This window comes from Streptomyces sp. H27-H5, assembly GCF_026627505.1.
In the GTDB taxonomy this organism is placed as follows: domain Bacteria; phylum Actinomycetota; class Actinomycetes; order Streptomycetales; family Streptomycetaceae; genus Streptomyces.
The window spans coordinates 1-14038 of record NZ_JAPNLK010000147.1; the positions used below are offsets into that span (position 1 = coordinate 1).

Annotated in this window: 23 protein-coding genes; 20 read left to right on the forward strand and 3 right to left on the reverse strand. The window is 69.3% G+C overall.

The genetic code is table 11. The features are described 5' to 3' along the window. Nucleotides 1-280 precede the first annotated feature (280 nt). Both OTB19_RS38830 and OTB19_RS38835 read right to left on the reverse strand, forming a co-directional pair. Nucleotides 281-619 carry a hypothetical protein gene (locus OTB19_RS38830; RefSeq protein ID WP_267803504.1) on the reverse strand — a complete coding sequence of 113 codons (339 nt, stop codon included), beginning with the start codon at nt 617-619 and terminating at the stop codon, nt 281-283. A gap of 362 nt (nt 620-981) precedes the next feature. Beyond that, nucleotides 982-1719, reverse strand: a complete 738-nt coding sequence (locus OTB19_RS38835; RefSeq protein ID WP_267803505.1) for a GntR family transcriptional regulator — start codon at nt 1717-1719, stop codon at nt 982-984. 191 nt (nt 1720-1910) lie between these two features. On the opposite strand from OTB19_RS38835, the gene OTB19_RS38840 reads away from it, so the two are divergent. From OTB19_RS38840 to OTB19_RS38920, 17 genes are all read left to right on the forward strand, one after another. Beyond that, the gene (locus OTB19_RS38840) at nt 1911-2144 is read left to right on the forward strand and encodes a helix-turn-helix domain-containing protein (protein ID WP_267803506.1); all 234 of its coding nucleotides are present in this window, start codon (nt 1911-1913) and stop codon (nt 2142-2144) included. Then, nucleotides 2141-2515 carry an RNA polymerase sigma factor gene (locus OTB19_RS38845; RefSeq protein ID WP_267803507.1) on the forward strand — a complete coding sequence of 125 codons (375 nt, stop codon included), beginning with the start codon at nt 2141-2143 and terminating at the stop codon, nt 2513-2515. The genes OTB19_RS38840 and OTB19_RS38845 overlap by 4 nt, the downstream gene beginning before the upstream one ends. Further along, complete coding sequence (locus OTB19_RS38850; protein WP_267803508.1) at nt 2512-2982, forward strand: DUF6907 domain-containing protein; 471 nt, start codon at nt 2512-2514, stop codon at nt 2980-2982. The genes OTB19_RS38845 and OTB19_RS38850 overlap by 4 nt, the downstream gene beginning before the upstream one ends. 20 nt (nt 2983-3002) lie before the next feature. Beyond that, nucleotides 3003-3341 (forward strand): DUF6907 domain-containing protein, encoded by a 339-nt coding sequence (locus OTB19_RS38855; RefSeq protein ID WP_267803509.1) that lies wholly within the window; start codon nt 3003-3005, stop codon nt 3339-3341. Beyond that, a complete protein-coding gene (locus tag OTB19_RS38860; RefSeq protein ID WP_267803510.1) occupies nt 3341-3544 on the forward strand; it encodes a hypothetical protein in 204 nt (67 codons plus the stop codon). Before OTB19_RS38855 ends, OTB19_RS38860 begins: the two co-directional genes overlap by 1 nt. Nucleotides 3545-3617: 73 nt before the next feature. Further along, nucleotides 3618-3812, forward strand: coding sequence for a hypothetical protein (locus OTB19_RS38865; RefSeq protein ID WP_267803511.1), 195 nt, complete (start codon nt 3618-3620; stop codon nt 3810-3812). After that, the gene (locus tag OTB19_RS38870) at nt 3809-4150 is read left to right on the forward strand and encodes a hypothetical protein (RefSeq protein WP_267803512.1); all 342 of its coding nucleotides are present in this window, start codon (nt 3809-3811) and stop codon (nt 4148-4150) included. Before OTB19_RS38865 ends, OTB19_RS38870 begins: the two co-directional genes overlap by 4 nt. A 3-nt stretch (nt 4151-4153) precedes the next feature. Then, the gene (locus OTB19_RS38875) at nt 4154-4378 is read left to right on the forward strand and encodes a hypothetical protein (protein WP_267803513.1); all 225 of its coding nucleotides are present in this window, start codon (nt 4154-4156) and stop codon (nt 4376-4378) included. Continuing rightward, on the forward strand, nt 4375-5313 hold the full coding sequence (locus OTB19_RS38880) for a hypothetical protein (RefSeq protein ID WP_267803514.1): 939 nt from the start codon (nt 4375-4377) through the stop codon (nt 5311-5313). Before OTB19_RS38875 ends, OTB19_RS38880 begins: the two co-directional genes overlap by 4 nt. Further along, nucleotides 5310-5468, forward strand: coding sequence for a hypothetical protein (locus OTB19_RS38885; RefSeq protein ID WP_267803515.1), 159 nt, complete (start codon nt 5310-5312; stop codon nt 5466-5468). Before OTB19_RS38880 ends, OTB19_RS38885 begins: the two co-directional genes overlap by 4 nt. Before the next feature lie 101 nt (nt 5469-5569). Further along, nucleotides 5570-6097 carry a plasmid transfer protein TraA gene (gene traA, locus OTB19_RS38890; protein WP_267803516.1) on the forward strand — a complete coding sequence of 176 codons (528 nt, stop codon included), beginning with the start codon at nt 5570-5572 and terminating at the stop codon, nt 6095-6097. Between the two features lie 14 nt (nt 6098-6111). Beyond that, the gene (gene traB, locus OTB19_RS38895; RefSeq protein ID WP_267803517.1) at nt 6112-8124 is read left to right on the forward strand and encodes a plasmid transfer protein TraB; all 2013 of its coding nucleotides are present in this window, start codon (nt 6112-6114) and stop codon (nt 8122-8124) included. Nucleotides 8125-8529: 405 nt separating this feature from the next. Further along, the gene (locus OTB19_RS38900) at nt 8530-8751 is read left to right on the forward strand and encodes a helix-turn-helix domain-containing protein (protein WP_267803518.1); all 222 of its coding nucleotides are present in this window, start codon (nt 8530-8532) and stop codon (nt 8749-8751) included. Then, entirely contained in the window at nt 8741-8962 is a 222-nt protein-coding gene (locus OTB19_RS38905; protein ID WP_267803519.1) for a DNA-binding protein, read from the forward strand. The genes OTB19_RS38900 and OTB19_RS38905 overlap by 11 nt, the downstream gene beginning before the upstream one ends. Beyond that, on the forward strand, nt 8959-9813 hold the full coding sequence (locus OTB19_RS38910) for a bifunctional DNA primase/polymerase (RefSeq protein ID WP_267803520.1): 855 nt from the start codon (nt 8959-8961) through the stop codon (nt 9811-9813). The genes OTB19_RS38905 and OTB19_RS38910 overlap by 4 nt, the downstream gene beginning before the upstream one ends. After that, on the forward strand, nt 9810-11420 hold the full coding sequence (locus OTB19_RS38915) for a DNA primase family protein (protein WP_267803521.1): 1611 nt from the start codon (nt 9810-9812) through the stop codon (nt 11418-11420). Before OTB19_RS38910 ends, OTB19_RS38915 begins: the two co-directional genes overlap by 4 nt. 224 nt (nt 11421-11644) lie before the next feature. Further along, on the forward strand, nt 11645-12277 hold the full coding sequence (locus OTB19_RS38920) for an SEC-C metal-binding domain-containing protein (protein WP_267803522.1): 633 nt from the start codon (nt 11645-11647) through the stop codon (nt 12275-12277). Between the two features lie 132 nt (nt 12278-12409). Here OTB19_RS38920 and OTB19_RS38925 read toward each other — a convergent pair whose 3' ends face one another. Continuing rightward, nucleotides 12410-12619 carry a hypothetical protein gene (locus tag OTB19_RS38925; RefSeq protein ID WP_267803526.1) on the reverse strand — a complete coding sequence of 70 codons (210 nt, stop codon included), beginning with the start codon at nt 12617-12619 and terminating at the stop codon, nt 12410-12412. On the opposite strand from OTB19_RS38925, the gene OTB19_RS38930 reads away from it, so the two are divergent. Genes OTB19_RS38930 through OTB19_RS38940 form a run of 3 tightly spaced genes read left to right on the forward strand, consistent with a single transcriptional unit; the run spans nt 12566 to nt 13817 of the window. Further along, complete coding sequence (locus tag OTB19_RS38930) at nt 12566-12856, forward strand: helix-turn-helix domain-containing protein (RefSeq protein ID WP_267803525.1); 291 nt, start codon at nt 12566-12568, stop codon at nt 12854-12856. The genes OTB19_RS38925 and OTB19_RS38930 overlap by 54 nt on opposite strands. Beyond that, nucleotides 12853-13539 (forward strand): hypothetical protein, encoded by a 687-nt coding sequence (locus OTB19_RS38935; protein ID WP_267803523.1) that lies wholly within the window; start codon nt 12853-12855, stop codon nt 13537-13539. Before OTB19_RS38930 ends, OTB19_RS38935 begins: the two co-directional genes overlap by 4 nt. 5 nt (nt 13540-13544) lie before the next feature. Next, nucleotides 13545-13817 (forward strand): hypothetical protein, encoded by a 273-nt coding sequence (locus tag OTB19_RS38940; RefSeq protein ID WP_267803524.1) that lies wholly within the window; start codon nt 13545-13547, stop codon nt 13815-13817. The last annotated feature ends 221 nt before the right edge of the window (nt 13818-14038 follow it).

The following is a 14038-nucleotide window of genomic DNA, read 5'->3' on the forward strand; positions in this document are numbered from 1 at the left end:
CGGCACCGACATCGGCCACCCCAACGACGCCTTCGACACCGCCGCCATCGTCCACCTCGCCGACCACGAGGCGTGACCGCACCCAACCCGCCCAACCGGAAAAGGACCTGCAACGCGCTGCACTAGTCGGTCCGGCCGGGGTCGGCCGGGGGTCGGCTGGTACCTGTTCTTGCCAGTCCCGAGGCCCCTTCGCTCCGCAGTCCCCGTTCGGGGACAAACAGAAGGGCCGCGGATCCCGGGTGGGGTTCCGCGGCCCTGAAGGCGCCGGTCTGATCGTCGATCAGACTGGATCACTCCAGGGTTCGAGCCCGCGGAAGGCCCACATCAGGTGGTGCTGCTGCGTCGTCTGCTTCGTCTTGGCTCCGGCACCGGCCGCGGCTGCAAAGCCATAGGCGCCATGCGCCTGGGCTTCCGCAGCCATTACTGCCACCGGTGCCAGGGTCGGTCGCTCATTACGGACGCTCGGCCGCAGCGTGGAGGCCGCGAGCAGGGCAGGGGTCTCCGAGGAACGCGTGGAGACACCTGCGGCGAGAATCGGAAGGAGCGAGGAGACACCGAGCGGGCAGGAAGCGGCGACCGAGCGATCGGTCATTTTGGTGATGGTCATGAAGCTGGTCACAGGTCTCGCCTCCTCTCGGCGTCTCGGGGACGGGGCCCGGGGGCCCGTCCCATGCGTATTCGGATAAGTACAGCACGGATCCGGGGCTTCGAAGAAGCCACCGTTTCCGTTGCTAAGAACCTATGGGGATTCGCCGGGCATGTGCAAACTATTTTTCCGACGAGTTTCGGAGTGTCGTCCGTGAGAGGCCCGGTGCGTCCGTAGCCTCCGCGAAAGTGCAGGTCAAGAGCACGTTAGACGCAGGCTTGAGAGTGCGTCCGTGAGACGTCTGTGAGATGACGCCGCAGACAGCAGAAGGTCCCGCCGGACATCCGGCGGGGCCTTCACGCGCGCGGCTGAGGGTTGCTCATCCGCCGGCCGCACTACGCGACGGGCCCTTCGGCGACCAGGCTGCGGCCCGGTGCGTGCCAGTCGACGGCGTACTCAGTCGGCTCGCCATCTTGGTCGAGGTAGCGATTGGTCACCTTCAGGACCCGCTCCCCGGCCTCGACGCCCAGCTGCGGCGCGACATCCTCAGGGGCGGCGCCGACAGAGTGGGTCTCGCGCTGCTGCGTGGCCTTGCGGCCGGTCTGGTCCTCGATGTATCCCATCGTCATCTTCGGCAGCTTCTCCGGCTCAGTGAACGCGGGAAGTCGTTCGGCGAGGTCGGCCGTAACCCAAGTCGTCGAGACGACGGACACGCCTGCGGAGTCGACGTAGCGGCGTCGGCGCAGGACGACGTCGGCGCCGACATCAATACCGAGCGCGTCGGAGACTTCTTGAGCGGCCGACTCGGTTCGGGCTTCGACGAACTCGACCGTCTCGCCGTCGAGCAGGCCCGAGCCGCCCTGGCGCACCATGCCGATCCGGTTCGCACCCTGGGTGAGAGGCGCCTGGGTGCGGACGATGCTGCCTCGCCCCGGAATCGTGTCTACCCACCCCTCGTCCCGGAGGACGCCGAGCACTCGGGCTGCGGTGGCGCTGCTCATCCCCGTGGTCTCAACGAGTTGCCGGGCAGAGGGGGCATGGTCCCCGGGCTGCAGGTCACCCCGCTTGATTCGCTCGATGATCTGGTTGGCAGCTTCGCGGTAAACCGGAAGGCGCTGCGGCCTGTGAGCCATCCAAACTCTCCTCTCTTAAGACATCTTACGAAGCCTCTTGACACTAGAAACCTCTTAAGACATCTTAGTCATGTGCCCACCGGAAGGACAGGTCGGTACAGGTCAGACATGTGAAAGGCCCCGACGGGGGCTCTCGGTGTTAGAGCACCGAGCCCGTCAGGGCCGCGCATCGCGCCCCTTAGGAGAACTCGATGCAAGAGAACTCTACCCTCGCGCGCCCTCTGGGTGCTGCCCTCAAGGTGAAGGACGTCGCCGTCGCCCTCGGCGTCGACTCGTCGACCGTATACGTCGCCGTTCGGACGGGCCTGCTGGGCTCGTACCGTGTGGGCGCCGGCCGCGGCACGATCCGGATCCCCCGCTCCGCACTGAAGACCTACGCCGACGAGCGCGGCATCCCCGCCGAGGCACTCGGGGTGGCGCTGTGAACGCCGACGCCACCGACCGCTTCACCCAGCTGTACGCCTCCTACCGGCTGCGCGTCGAGGGCTACATCACCAGCCGTCTCCCCCGGCCCGACCGGCAGCTCGCCGAGGACCTGGCCGCCGAAGTCTTCGCCTCCCTGTGGCGCTCCCACTTCACCGCCGGCATCGACGTCCGCCACCCGTGGGGGCTGCTCGCCACCGTCGCCCAGCGGCGCATGGCCGACCACTTCCGCGTCGCACGAAACACGCGCGAAGTCAGCAGTGACATGGCGTCCTGGCAGTACGCCAACCGTTCCCTCGCGGGCACGGACACGGGAGCGTGGCAGGTGCTGAACACCGGCCTGCGTACCGCCCGGATCGGTGGCGACCGGTGAGCGCGCAGCACAACATGCCCGCATCCCTCGGCCCGCTCTCCACGGGCCCGGCCGAGTCGCAGAACATCCGGCCCCGCACGCACGCCATACGCCTGCTCGACGCGGCCGCCGCGACGCTCACGGTCACCTGCCCGCCATGGTGCGAAAGCGACCACCAGGAGGACCTGACGCACGGGACCTACCTGGCGGACTTCGCACACAGGGGCGGTGAGCAGGGGCTGGCTGTGCGCATGCCGGACGGCCGGTGCGAGGAGGTCCTCGTCACCGAGCTGACGCAGTACCCGTTCGGCAGCGACCTGCAGGCGCCATCGGTCCTGCTGTGGCCCGTTCTGGGTTACATGTCCGAGACCCAGCTCGACCCCCTCGGCCTGGTCGACCTCGCGGAGGACATGCGCCGGTACGCGGGCGCCCTGGACCTGCTGGCCGGACGCTTGGAGCAGATGCGTGACGGGCTGGGCGACCGGTGACCGGGGACCGCACCGTCACGGTGCCCACCCTGGATGCGGGAGCCGTCACGGTCCCCGAGCCGTCGTGGTGCGCCGGGCATGCCGCCGAGCCGCTCGACTATCGGGCCGACATCCACCACGCCGCGCCGGAGCACATCGTCGAGTACGACATGCAGGCCCTTCTGTCCGCCGAACTCGTCGAGTACCCCTTCGGCCAGCACCCGGTCCCGCCCAGCGTCCACATCGAGATCACCATCCCCGGCGCCACGATGGACCCGCGCGGGCTGGAGGCCCTTGCCGCAGTCCTGACCAAACAGGCGGCCGAGCTGCGCCGCCTGGCCCTGCGCCTGGCCGTGCTCCGCGCCGGCGGTGACTGGTGATGGCTGGCTACAGCCCCCTCCGCGAGCCCGGACCTGACGGGCCCGCCTACCCCCTGGACTTCGCCCTTGAGCGGGCCAGGGAGGTGCTTGCCGAGCAGCAGGCCGCGAACATCCACGACGACCGGGCCATGCTCGGGGCCGCAGTCCACCTGGAGATCGTCCTGCGCGACCTGCTGTCCGCCCTCGACCACAGGGAGGCGTGATGGCCGCCGCGATCACCGCCTGCGACTGGTGCGGGCGGCGCGACCACGACCCGATCCGACCGCAGGACGGCGAGTGACCTCGCACTGGCCCGTCCGCCGGCCGACAGAGAACGCCGCGCTGCGCTCCGTCGGCCGGTCGGCCCGGCCCCTCCCCAGCGTTCCGGCCCTGATGGCCGCCCTGATCGTCGCGAACCGTGCCTCTGACCGGCACGGCGCCAACCTGGCCGCCCACCGCGTGGTGCGCGTAGCCGAAGGAGTCTCCGAATGAACGACTTCGACATCTACCCCTTTCCCCTCAGTGGCCGGCCCGCCGAGCCCCCGACCGTCGCCCGCTACCTGACCGTTGGCGGCGCCACCGTTGACCTGACGGTCATCGAGCAGCTGCACAGTCACTCCGACGGGATCGACCTGTTCCGCGGCTCGACCGTCGCCGAGTGCGCCGGCTGCCCGGCCTCCAAGGAATTCGACCACTGGCGTCTCGTGTGGAAGCGCGACGGGGGCCAGGTCGAGGAGCACCACCCCGAGGCGGCCGACAGGGACGCCCGCGCCTGGGCCCAGGCCCACGCCGAGAAGTGCCGGGCCATGCCCCAGCAGACGGGGGCCTGAATCATGACTCTCCCCAGCGTCTTCGACGTCGTCACCGTCCTCGTGATCCTCGGCGCCACCGTCCACGCGATCTCGCTGTTCATCGGCCCCGGCTGGGCGCGCTTCGAGTGCCCGGAGTGCGACCTGACCATCCGCTTCCGGGGTGTCAGCGACCCCGAGGCGGAGTTCCTTCGCCTTCAGATGCAGAACCACATCGCCGGCCACGAGACCGAGGGAGCAGGCCAGTGAAGTTCGTCAACGAGATCCGACACCGCCTCACCGACCGGACGATCGACGGCACCACGAACCAGGTGTCCGAGCCGTACACGGTGCGCACGCCGAAGCTGCCCAGGGACAAGGATCAGGTCGCCCTGGTCGGCGTGTCCGGCCTGGTCCTGGCCCTCACCCTGGTCGCGGTCGTCTGGTCGACGGTGAGCATCGGCCAGCTGCTCGGCGGCGGGGTCGGCTACGCGGCCGGCGCGGTCTTCGACATCGCTTGGCTGTCGGTCCTGGTGCTGGAGTACCTGGCCCGCTTCGACCCGAAGAAGCGGGAGTTCCCCCGCAACGTCGGCCTCGGCCTGGTCCTCATCGCCGCGGCGGCCATCTTCCTGCACGGCTGGCAGGCCGGCTCCTGGCCGATGGCGGCGGTCGGCGCGGCCGTGTCGCTGGTGTCGAAGGCGTTGTGGTGGGCCGTGTTCAAGCACATCGAGAAGGAGCTGTCGCCGGCTGACTCGCAGTGGGTCGCCGCGGAGATGTCGAAGGCGAACGCCAAGCTGGCCATCGCCGGCGCCCGCAGGCAGGCCGCGAAAGCGGAAGTGGCCGCGCGGCTGGAGTTGCTGGCCGCCGAGCGGGACCTGACCGAACTCGCCGGGCTCGATCACTTTCGCGGCAGCGCGGACGTGATCACAGCCGAACAAGTCGGCGAACATGGGCAGGCGGGTGCGAACTTCGTGGATGTTATCCACGAAGTTGCAGGCCCGTTGAACAGGGCGAACACGGTTCGCGAACACGGCGAACAAGGCGCGAACATCTCGCACCTGGCCCGCGTCGAACTGACCGCCGGAGTGTCCAAGGAAGACGCCGTCGAGGCGATCCTCGCCAAGGTCCCGGACGCCAAGCGGACGTCCGTCGAGGCGACCGTCAGGCGTGAGCACAACAAGCTCGACCGTGCGGCGTACCGGTGAAGCCCCGCTACGGCCGGTCCATCCTGCTCGGCCTGGTCATCGGTCTCGCCCTGCTCGCCTTCCAGCACATCTTCGGGGACCCGGCCGGCCGCTTCGCCTTCGGGGCGTTCATGGTCGCCGTGATCCTCCCCGGCCTGATCCGCCCCCGCGACTGACCCCGACCCCTTCCGCCCTCGGCAGGTGGTGACACTGTCACCACCTGCGGGGGGTGGTGGGGACCGGGAGCAGCCCAGTCCACTACCCGGAGGATCACCGGATGCCGATCAACGGGCAGCGAACGAGCAGCACGCCGCGGTCGAATCCCTCGACCAAGGGCGGCAGTAGCAAGACCAAGCACGGGCCGTCGTTCAGCTTCGGCCCGAACATCAACGTCAACTCCACAAAGACGACCAGCACCGGCGGCCAGAGCGGCGCTGGCCGGCAGGGCGGGGGCCGGTCGCAGTTCATGCTCCCCGACCCCGAGTTCGGGTCGGCGGCCGAGCTGCGGAACTACTGCAACACCCTCCGCGCGTTCGCCGTCCACGCCTCCATCGAGGTCATGGTCGCCGCCGAGATTCTGCAGGCCGCCCTGTCGCAGGCCAAGGGATCGCCGGAGGACAACATCATCCAGCACAAGATCCGCGCCCGGCGGATCGCCCGGAAGCTGAAGAAGGCCGGCGAATCCCTCGCCGACGCCGCCTCGAACGCCGCCGCGACCTACGCCGCGTTCCAGCGCGAGTACGCCGACATCATGTCCGCCCGGCCCACCCAGCGGCCGGCCCAGTCCCGCCCGTTCCAGTACTGAAAGGAGGCCACCCCATGACCGGCAAGGACATCGAACAGCGGCACGAGGAGCAGCTGAAAGGCAGCTCCGGCGGAGGCGGCATCAGGGCCTACCTGCTGCACCGTGCCAAGCCCTACCTGCCGCCGTGGCTCGGCGCCGGAACCATCGGCGTCACCGGCGCCGCGGCCAACCTGGTGTGGCAAGGCGACACCGGCATGGGGGTGCTCCTCACCCTCGGCTCCGTCGCCCTGACCGGCTCCACGTGGTGGGCCGCCAAGGGGACGGGCAAGGAACGCCGCCTGCACTCGGCGATCACCGTGGCGGCCGGCTCGTCCTGGTTCACGTCGGCCGCCCTGTTCGGGCCCAGCTGGGACATGTGGTTCGTCGGCGGCATCGTCACCGCCCTGTCCTGGAACGTCCGCCAGATCATGCGCCGCGACCCCGACGGCGCCAAGGCCTCCTCGTCGGACGGCGGCCTCATGGAGAAGATCGGCCTGGCCAAGGCCAAGATGGGCGCCGCCAAGGTGGAGCCCAACCGGGTCACCGTCCCGGTCGCCCTCGAAGCCGGCACGCAGTCCAACGACGATATGGCGAAGGCTCTGGTCAACGTTGCTTCCGCACTGGACATCCCGGCGACCGCGGTGCGCTATCTGCCCGACCCGAACTCGGCCCGCCGCGGCGACCTGGTCATCGTGCCCATGGACATGCTGGCCGACACGGTCCGCTGGGAGGAGAACGGCCCGTCCCTGCCAGGCGGCTCCATCACAGACCCACTCGTCCTCGGCGTGTACGACGACGGATCGCCGCTCATGCTGTGGCTGCCCGGTGACCCGAACGCAGGCCGCAACGCAACGCACCTCCTCATCGCGGGCATGACCGGCGCCGGGAAGGGCGACGGTGCACTGAACCTGATGACCGAGATCCTGTCCCGCACGGACGTGGTGCTCTGGCTCAACGACCCCAAGGGCTTCCAGGACTTCCGCCCGCTACTGCCCGGCATCGACTGGGCCACCGACGCCACCGGAACCGAGACCATGGTCGAGGCGGTCGTGTCCGTGATCCCCGCACGCACCAGCTGGCTCGGGGCGCACCGATACCGCCAGTGGGAGCAAGCCGCTGCCGGCGCGCAGAACGATCCCGCCCACTCCTGCCGGCCCGACGGCGCGTGCGGCTGCCCCGGCCTGCCGTTCCTTGTGAGCTGGTTCGAGGAAGCCGGAGTGTCCCTGTCCGTCCTGGGCGACGACGCCTTCAACAACATCGCCAACCTGGCCCGCGCCGCCGGTGTCGCCCTGGTCGTCTCCCTGCAACGCCCCAGCCACGACCAGATCAGCACCACCACCCGCGACGCCCTCGGAAGCCGGCTGTGCTTCGGCGTCCCGAACGCGACCGCCGCCGGGTTCATGCTGCCCGACGCGGCCATCGACGCCGGTGCCGCACCCGAGCGCTGGTCCAACCGGCGGCCGGGCTACTGCTACCTCGTCACCCCGGGCGTGGACGAAGGCCGGTACTCCAGCCCCGGCCGAACCCGCTGGTTCACGCCGTCCGCCATCTCACTGATGGAAGCCGTCGCCGGATGGGCGGCCCGCAACGGCGCCGACATCGGATCCGTCACCGCGGACGCAGCCGCCAAGGCCGTGGGCAAGGCGTACACGGAACGCGCACGACACCAGGAGGAGAACCCGGAGGCCGGCGACGAGGACGAGGAAGAGACCGTGAGTCAACTGGACGACGAGGACCGCGACATCGACCCGAACGAGGAGCTCCCGCCGGCTCGACCCGGCGAGGAGAACATCGTCTTCGACCAGGGCGACGGCGTGGAACTCAGCCGCGAGGAAGCCCGCACCGCCCTGCAGGAGATCGTCGCCCAGTTCGAGGACGAGGGCACGATGGTGATCGGCGTCGTGGACGTCATGGAGCACGCCGAACGCTTCGGCCGCAAGCGCGGATGGGTGTCCGGGGAACTCCAGCAGATGCTGCAGGAGGGCCGGCTGGCCATCACCGCGAAGCCCGGACGGTACCGGATCGTCCCCGTCATGGCCGACGCCTGACAGTCCTGACACCGCCTGACGCGTCAGACGGCCCTGACACCCAGAACCCTAGGCAGACGCGGGTGTCAGGGCGTTCTGACACCCGGTCTGACAGTCATCTGGCGCCTGAACTCCCGCCGCGCATGAAGGCGGAGCACGAAAGATCCAGCCGAGAGGGACTACCCGTATCGGCTTCCCGGTAGTACAGTTCTCGGCCAAAGAGAACATCGAGTTCTAACCCCCAGGGGTGCAGCCCGACCGCAACGGTCAGGCAGCCGACAGGCGATGCACAGGCAAGGGCGAACGGCGGAAGCTGGCAACGCCGCAATGGCAGCCAGGGACCCCCGCAACGGGAAGCCGAGACGACTGAGACCGAAGACCGGTCAGTCGTGCTCGGCGTTCGTGTTTTTCAGGAGACACACCCCGATGGCTCGACACTTCTCAGGCCGCCACCTACGCGAAACGCGCAAGGCCGCAGGCATCTCCATCGAACTTCTCGCGATCACCATCGCCCGCTCCGCCTACTCCATTCAGGAGTACGAACGCGGACGCGTCACCCCGCCCATCAACGTCCTGGCCGCCATCGCCGATGCTCTCGGCCGGCCGGTTGACGAACTCCTCACCGAAGAGGAAGCCCATGCCGCTTAAGCGCCCCACGCTCGCCGACATCCGCAGCTGGCCCGCCACCGTGAGCATCCCCAAGGCAGCGGAAGCTCTCGGATGCAGCAGGAGCCACCTGCACGAACGTGTCAAGTCGGGCGACTCCCCGGTTAAGACCATCCCGTTCGGCAGCCGTTACGTCGTGATCACCGCAGACCTGATCCGTCTGCTGGCCGGAGAGGACCGGGGGGCCGCATGAGCGCATGGTCCCGGGCACGCGACGCAGCTCTCTACGCCATCGGTCACGGCTACGCCGTCTTCCCACTCGGCATCAACAAGATCCCCGCCATCCGGTCCCCGCACGAGAAGGGGCACGCCTGCCGAGGGGAGTGCGGCCAGCCTGGTCACGGCGTCCACGACGCCACCACCGACCCCGCCTATGCCCGTCAGCTCTTCAGCCTCGCCACCGGGGCCCGCGGCTACGGCATCGCCTGCGGAGGCAAGTTCATCGGCCTCGACCTCGACAGGAAGAACGGCGTCGACGGCGTCGCCAGCCTCAACCAACTCGCCGACAAGCACGGGTGCGCCATCCCCCCGACCCTGACCGTCTGCACCCCGTCCGGCGGCTACCACCTGTGGCTGACCATCCCGGACGGCGTGACCGTGCCCAACAGCGCCGGACGGCTCGGCCCCGGCATCGACATCCGAGGGACCGGCGGCTACCTCGTCGGGCCCGGAAGCCAAGGCCGCACCGGCCGGTACGAACTCCACCCGACCCGCGGACAGGCCGACCTCCTGCCCGCCCCCGCAGAACTGATCCAACTGATGCTGCCCACGCCGATCCCCCGACCCACCCGCCAGTACGTACCCACCGGAGACAAGGCCGGCGCCGCCCTGGACGGGCTCGTGAACGTCGTCCTCGGAGCGCCCGACGGTACGCGTAACGACCGCCTCTACTGGGCCGCGGCGAAGGCCTGGGCTCATGTGATGGACGGGCATATGGCGGCCTGTGATGCCGAGGCTGCGCTGGTAGAGGCGGCCGTCCGCCGGGGCCTGGCTGAGGCCGAAGCCATCCGAACCATCGCGTCCGCACGAAGGAGCGCCGCATGACGCAGTCGCAAGGAGTCGTGCGGCAGATCCGCCCGCCACACGATGATGAAGACCTGTGGGGAGGCCAGGACCCGACCGATGACCCGTTCCCGGACACCGGCCACGCCAGCGACCCGCTCGCTGACGGGGACGGCAGTCTGACCGACGCCATTCTGGCCGAGCGGATCAGCGCGGAAATCCTTGAAGGCCACTTCTGTTGGGCCGGTTCCCTCGGCTGGATGGCCTGGAACGGCAAGCACTGGGAACGCTGCGACGAGGTCGCCGTCATCGAGGACGTCCGCCAGTACCTCGTCGAAGAGGTACGGCGGGGACTCCCCAAGGTGATCCAGGACTGGCGCGCGCGGGCCGAGCTGACCAGCCTGCTCGCCAAGGGCCGGATCAACGCCGTGACGTCCCTCGCCCGCGGCATCGTCCAGGCCGACAGCGAAGCCTTCGACGCCCATCCGGACCTCCTCAACACGCAGACCGGGATCGTCGACCTCCGCACCGGCCGGCTGGGCCCGCACGACCCCAAGATGCTCCTGACGAAAATCACCTCCGTCGGCTACGTCCCCGGAGCAACCCATCCGGACTGGGACGCCGCGCTCCACGCCTGCCCGGAAGACTGCCGGCCCTGGTTCCAAATCCGTGTCGGCCAGAGCATGACCGGCCACATGCCGCCCGACGACACCATGATCCTGATGAAGGGCGGGGGCGAGAACGGCAAGTCCACCGTCATGGGAACCGTCATGGAAGTCGCCGGCGCGTATCACGTCCTTGTCTCCGACCGCGTTCTCATGGCTGACCCCAGCGCGCACCCCACCGAGCTGATGGACTTCCGCGGCGCCCGCCTGGCCGTCGCGGAGGAGCTGCCCGAAGCCCGACGGATGTCGGTGAAGCGGCTCAAGGACACCGTGGGCACCCCCCGGATGAAGGCCCGGTACATGCGGCAGGACACCGTCGAGTGGGAGGCCACCCACTCCCTGTTCCTGTCGACGAACTACCTGCCCATCATCGAGGAGACCGACCACGGAACCTGGCGCCGCCTGCAACTCCTGACGTTCCCGTACAAGTTCCTCAAGCCGCACGAGGAGCCGTCCGGGGCCGCCAACGAACTTCCCGGCGACCCCGGACTCCGCCAACGGCTCAAGGAGGGCAAGGAGCAGAAAGAGGCTGTGCTGGCCTGGGCCGTGGAAGGCGCCAAGGCCTGGTACGACGCCAACCGGGTCCTGCCGCAGCCGCCCGACCGGGTCGCCAAGGACACCAAGGCCTGGCGTGCGGAGTCCGACCAGATCCTCGGGTACTGGTCCGACCGGCTCGTCCCGTCCATCGATCACCACGTGATGGCCCTGGACCTCCTCGACGACTTCAACAACTGGCTGCGCGACCACGGTCACCAGAAGTGGTCCGACAAGACGTTCACGTCGCGCTTCGGAAGCCACGACGAGACCGCACGCCAGCGCGCCGAGCGCCGACAGATCAGGACTCAGGCCGGCCTCTCCCGACCACCGGTTCACGGCCACTGGAACGAGGAGCGGCGGCCCCTCACCGTTCGCTACGCCGCCTGGCTCGGCTTCCGATTCAGGACCGAAGCCGACGACACCGCCGAGAACCAAGTAAGCCCCTGAACTGCACCTTCTTCGAAGTGGCATGGGTGGCATGGCAGATTCGGGGACCAGAATGTATATGGGAATTTCGTTCCTCAGAACTGCCATGCCACCCGTGCCAGGCCCCCGATCGGGCCCCGGGAAGCCCGCACCCCGCATACGGCCCAAGCACCCGATGGCCGCCCGGATATGCCCGTCTTCCCCAGTCACCGCTCAGCCCTGAACCCTTCGCCAGAGGAGGCAGCGTGACCACCCGCACGTTCCCCACCGACGCACAGCTCGACCAGTTCCTCGACACGATGCCCGCCCCCGAGACGCTACCGACGCACACCCTCGACCAACTGCAGGCCGCCAGCCGAGAAACCGGCGCCATGGGGCCGCGCATGGCCGCTTCGGCCATCGCCACCGGCGGGTGGGCATTCCTCGGATCCGCCCCCCAAGACCTCCACCTCCGCCGAAAGATGCTCAAGCCCGCCGTGCGGATGCTGCTCGCCGCGTTCAGCGCCGGCAACGTCACGCGGCTGTGCGAGCACGCCAACCAGATCCGGCCCACGATCGTCCTGTGCGATCCGCCCACCATCGTCTGCACCCAACCCGCCTGCGTCAGGCTCCTCGAACAGACCCGGGAGACCGCCCGGTTCCTCTGGGACAACCAGTGCGACTCCTGCGGCGGCCACGCGCCAACCGTCTTCCCGTACCTCACAGCCCTCGGCCCCGTCACCGTCAGCGGGCACCTTTGCCAGGCCTGTTCCGACCTTCACACTGTCGACGCCCTCGGCGCGGCAGACGCCGTTCAGCCCGTCACCCGCAAGAGCCCGTGCCCTTGCGACTCCGGCCGCCGCTACAAACACTGCCACGGCAAAGAGGCCCGCCGGTGAGACGCGCGACCGTGCGCACCCTCATGCACTGCCCCGGATGCCGCACCATCCGGACCGTTCGCCAGGTCGGCACCGGCACGGTCGACAACCGCCATCATCTCCTCGTCCAGTGCACCGACAAGGCGTGCGAACTTACCTGGGCCACCCGCACGACAACTGCTCGTGGCCGCGCCGCCTGACGCTGAAGCCCCGCCCCTCCTCCGAGCGGACGGGGCGGTCGTCGTACCCGCCGAGGTCGCCGGGGAAGTCCTCCGCGCCCTGGTCCGCGACCTCACCACTCGCGTCCGCGTGGACGGAGGCGAGGTATCCCCTGCCGTCCGCAGACTCCTGTACGCGCTCCACGACGCGGCGCAACGCCCGGCCGTCGCAGTACCGAGTTCCGGCGCCGGAACCGCGCCTGCCGCGCCTGTCACAGTCGAACTGACCGCGGACCAGGCCGCACTACTCCTGGGGTGCAGCACCGAGTACGCGCGTCGCCTGGCCAGGACCGGCCGCGTCCTTGCGCGACGCGCCGGCCCGGCCTGGCTCATCGACCCAACATCGCTGGACGCGTACCGGAAAGGACACCCACCGCCATGACGACACCCGCCATGCAGGCCCTCATCGTCGCCCGACGCGATGCGGACGCCACCCTCGCCCGAGCATCCGAAGAGGCCAAGGAAGCCGCCGGCCTCCTCACCGCCCTCGAGGACCGCGTGCGCGACGGCGACGACAGCATCACCCCCGAGGAACTGACCAAGGCCCGAGAGCTCGGATCATTCGCCCAGCTCCGCACCGACGCCACCAGGAAGCGCGTCGTCGAAGCCAGGCAGACGGCCAGGCTCGCCGCCCTCGCCGAACTGAAGGGTGAGATGGACGCCTACCAGGCCGAGGCCGACACCGGCGAACTCGTCGACAACATCCTCGCCGCGCTGCTCGCGTTCACCCAGCACTACGAATCCCACAACGCCCACGTCAACGACTGGGCCGCCCGCATGAAGGAACTCGGAGTAGCCAGCGTCCCGGGTCCCCAGTTCACCCAGCCCGAGGACGGACACCTCGGCCTCAACGGCCGGGACGTGTACACCGGCACGGCCATCTACCAGACCATCGACGGACGGGGACTCCTCGACCACACCGTCACCCAGCTCACCGTGGCCGCCCGCTACCCGACCCGCAACCCGGACCCCACCCGCGCGCGGCTGGCCCACGGCGACCAGGCCGAGGTAGTCAACAAGCTCAAGCGGGGGGCAGCCCAGGGCGTGCGCCGAGTAGAGAGATGAGGGACATGAGCACATACCCCAAGACGTGGACCTATCCCAAGGGGCAACTGTCTGCGGACGCCGTCAAGCGACTGACCCCGAACGAGCAGGCCGACGCGATCACGCGCGGCCGCCTCGACCAGCAGACAGGCGCACCACCCCGGCCGCCGGCACGAGGACAGCTGACCCGCGAGGACCTGGCCCTCATGACCCCCGAGCAGATCAACGACGCGGCAGACCGCGGGCAGCTCGACTACCTGCTGAACGGAGGCACGACCGACGACAGCGTCTCGTTCTAGGCGTAACGCCCCGTCACCGACCCAGGGGGGTGACCCCCGGCCGGCCCGGGGGGCCCAGACGCGGGGGAGGGCTTCGGCTGGTCTGTCAGGTTCAGGGCTCTGTCCCGTAATCGGTGGTAGCGGTGCGTAGTGATCACTGGAGGAGGATGCGGTGGCGGAGCAGGGGGAACCCGGCTCGGCCGTGCATCTGTCTCATGATCCTCTTGGTTCGCGTGTTGACG

What these genes read in the sequence shown, in the direction of transcription:
- traB (WP_267803517.1), top strand. Translation starts at nt 6,112, where the DNA reads ATGACCGGCAAGGACATCGAACAGCGGCACGAGGAGCAGCTGAAAGGC.
- OTB19_RS38940 (WP_267803524.1), top strand. Translation starts at nt 13,545, where the DNA reads ATGAGCACATACCCCAAGACGTGGACCTATCCCAAGGGGCAACTGTCT.
- OTB19_RS38905 (WP_267803519.1), top strand. Translation starts at nt 8,741, where the DNA reads ATGCCGCTTAAGCGCCCCACGCTCGCCGACATCCGCAGCTGGCCCGCC.
- OTB19_RS38835 (WP_267803505.1), bottom strand. Translation starts at nt 1,719, where the DNA reads ATGGCTCACAGGCCGCAGCGCCTTCCGGTTTACCGCGAAGCTGCCAAC.
- OTB19_RS38860 (WP_267803510.1), top strand. Translation starts at nt 3,341, where the DNA reads ATGGCTGGCTACAGCCCCCTCCGCGAGCCCGGACCTGACGGGCCCGCC.
- OTB19_RS38900 (WP_267803518.1), top strand. Translation starts at nt 8,530, where the DNA reads ATGGCTCGACACTTCTCAGGCCGCCACCTACGCGAAACGCGCAAGGCC.
- OTB19_RS38910 (WP_267803520.1), top strand. Translation starts at nt 8,959, where the DNA reads ATGAGCGCATGGTCCCGGGCACGCGACGCAGCTCTCTACGCCATCGGT.
- OTB19_RS38840 (WP_267803506.1), top strand. Translation starts at nt 1,911, where the DNA reads ATGCAAGAGAACTCTACCCTCGCGCGCCCTCTGGGTGCTGCCCTCAAG.
- OTB19_RS38875 (WP_267803513.1), top strand. Translation starts at nt 4,154, where the DNA reads ATGACTCTCCCCAGCGTCTTCGACGTCGTCACCGTCCTCGTGATCCTC.
- traA (WP_267803516.1), top strand. Translation starts at nt 5,570, where the DNA reads ATGCCGATCAACGGGCAGCGAACGAGCAGCACGCCGCGGTCGAATCCC.
- OTB19_RS38915 (WP_267803521.1), top strand. Translation starts at nt 9,810, where the DNA reads ATGACGCAGTCGCAAGGAGTCGTGCGGCAGATCCGCCCGCCACACGAT.
- OTB19_RS38870 (WP_267803512.1), top strand. Translation starts at nt 3,809, where the DNA reads ATGAACGACTTCGACATCTACCCCTTTCCCCTCAGTGGCCGGCCCGCC.
- OTB19_RS38935 (WP_267803523.1), top strand. Translation starts at nt 12,853, where the DNA reads ATGACGACACCCGCCATGCAGGCCCTCATCGTCGCCCGACGCGATGCG.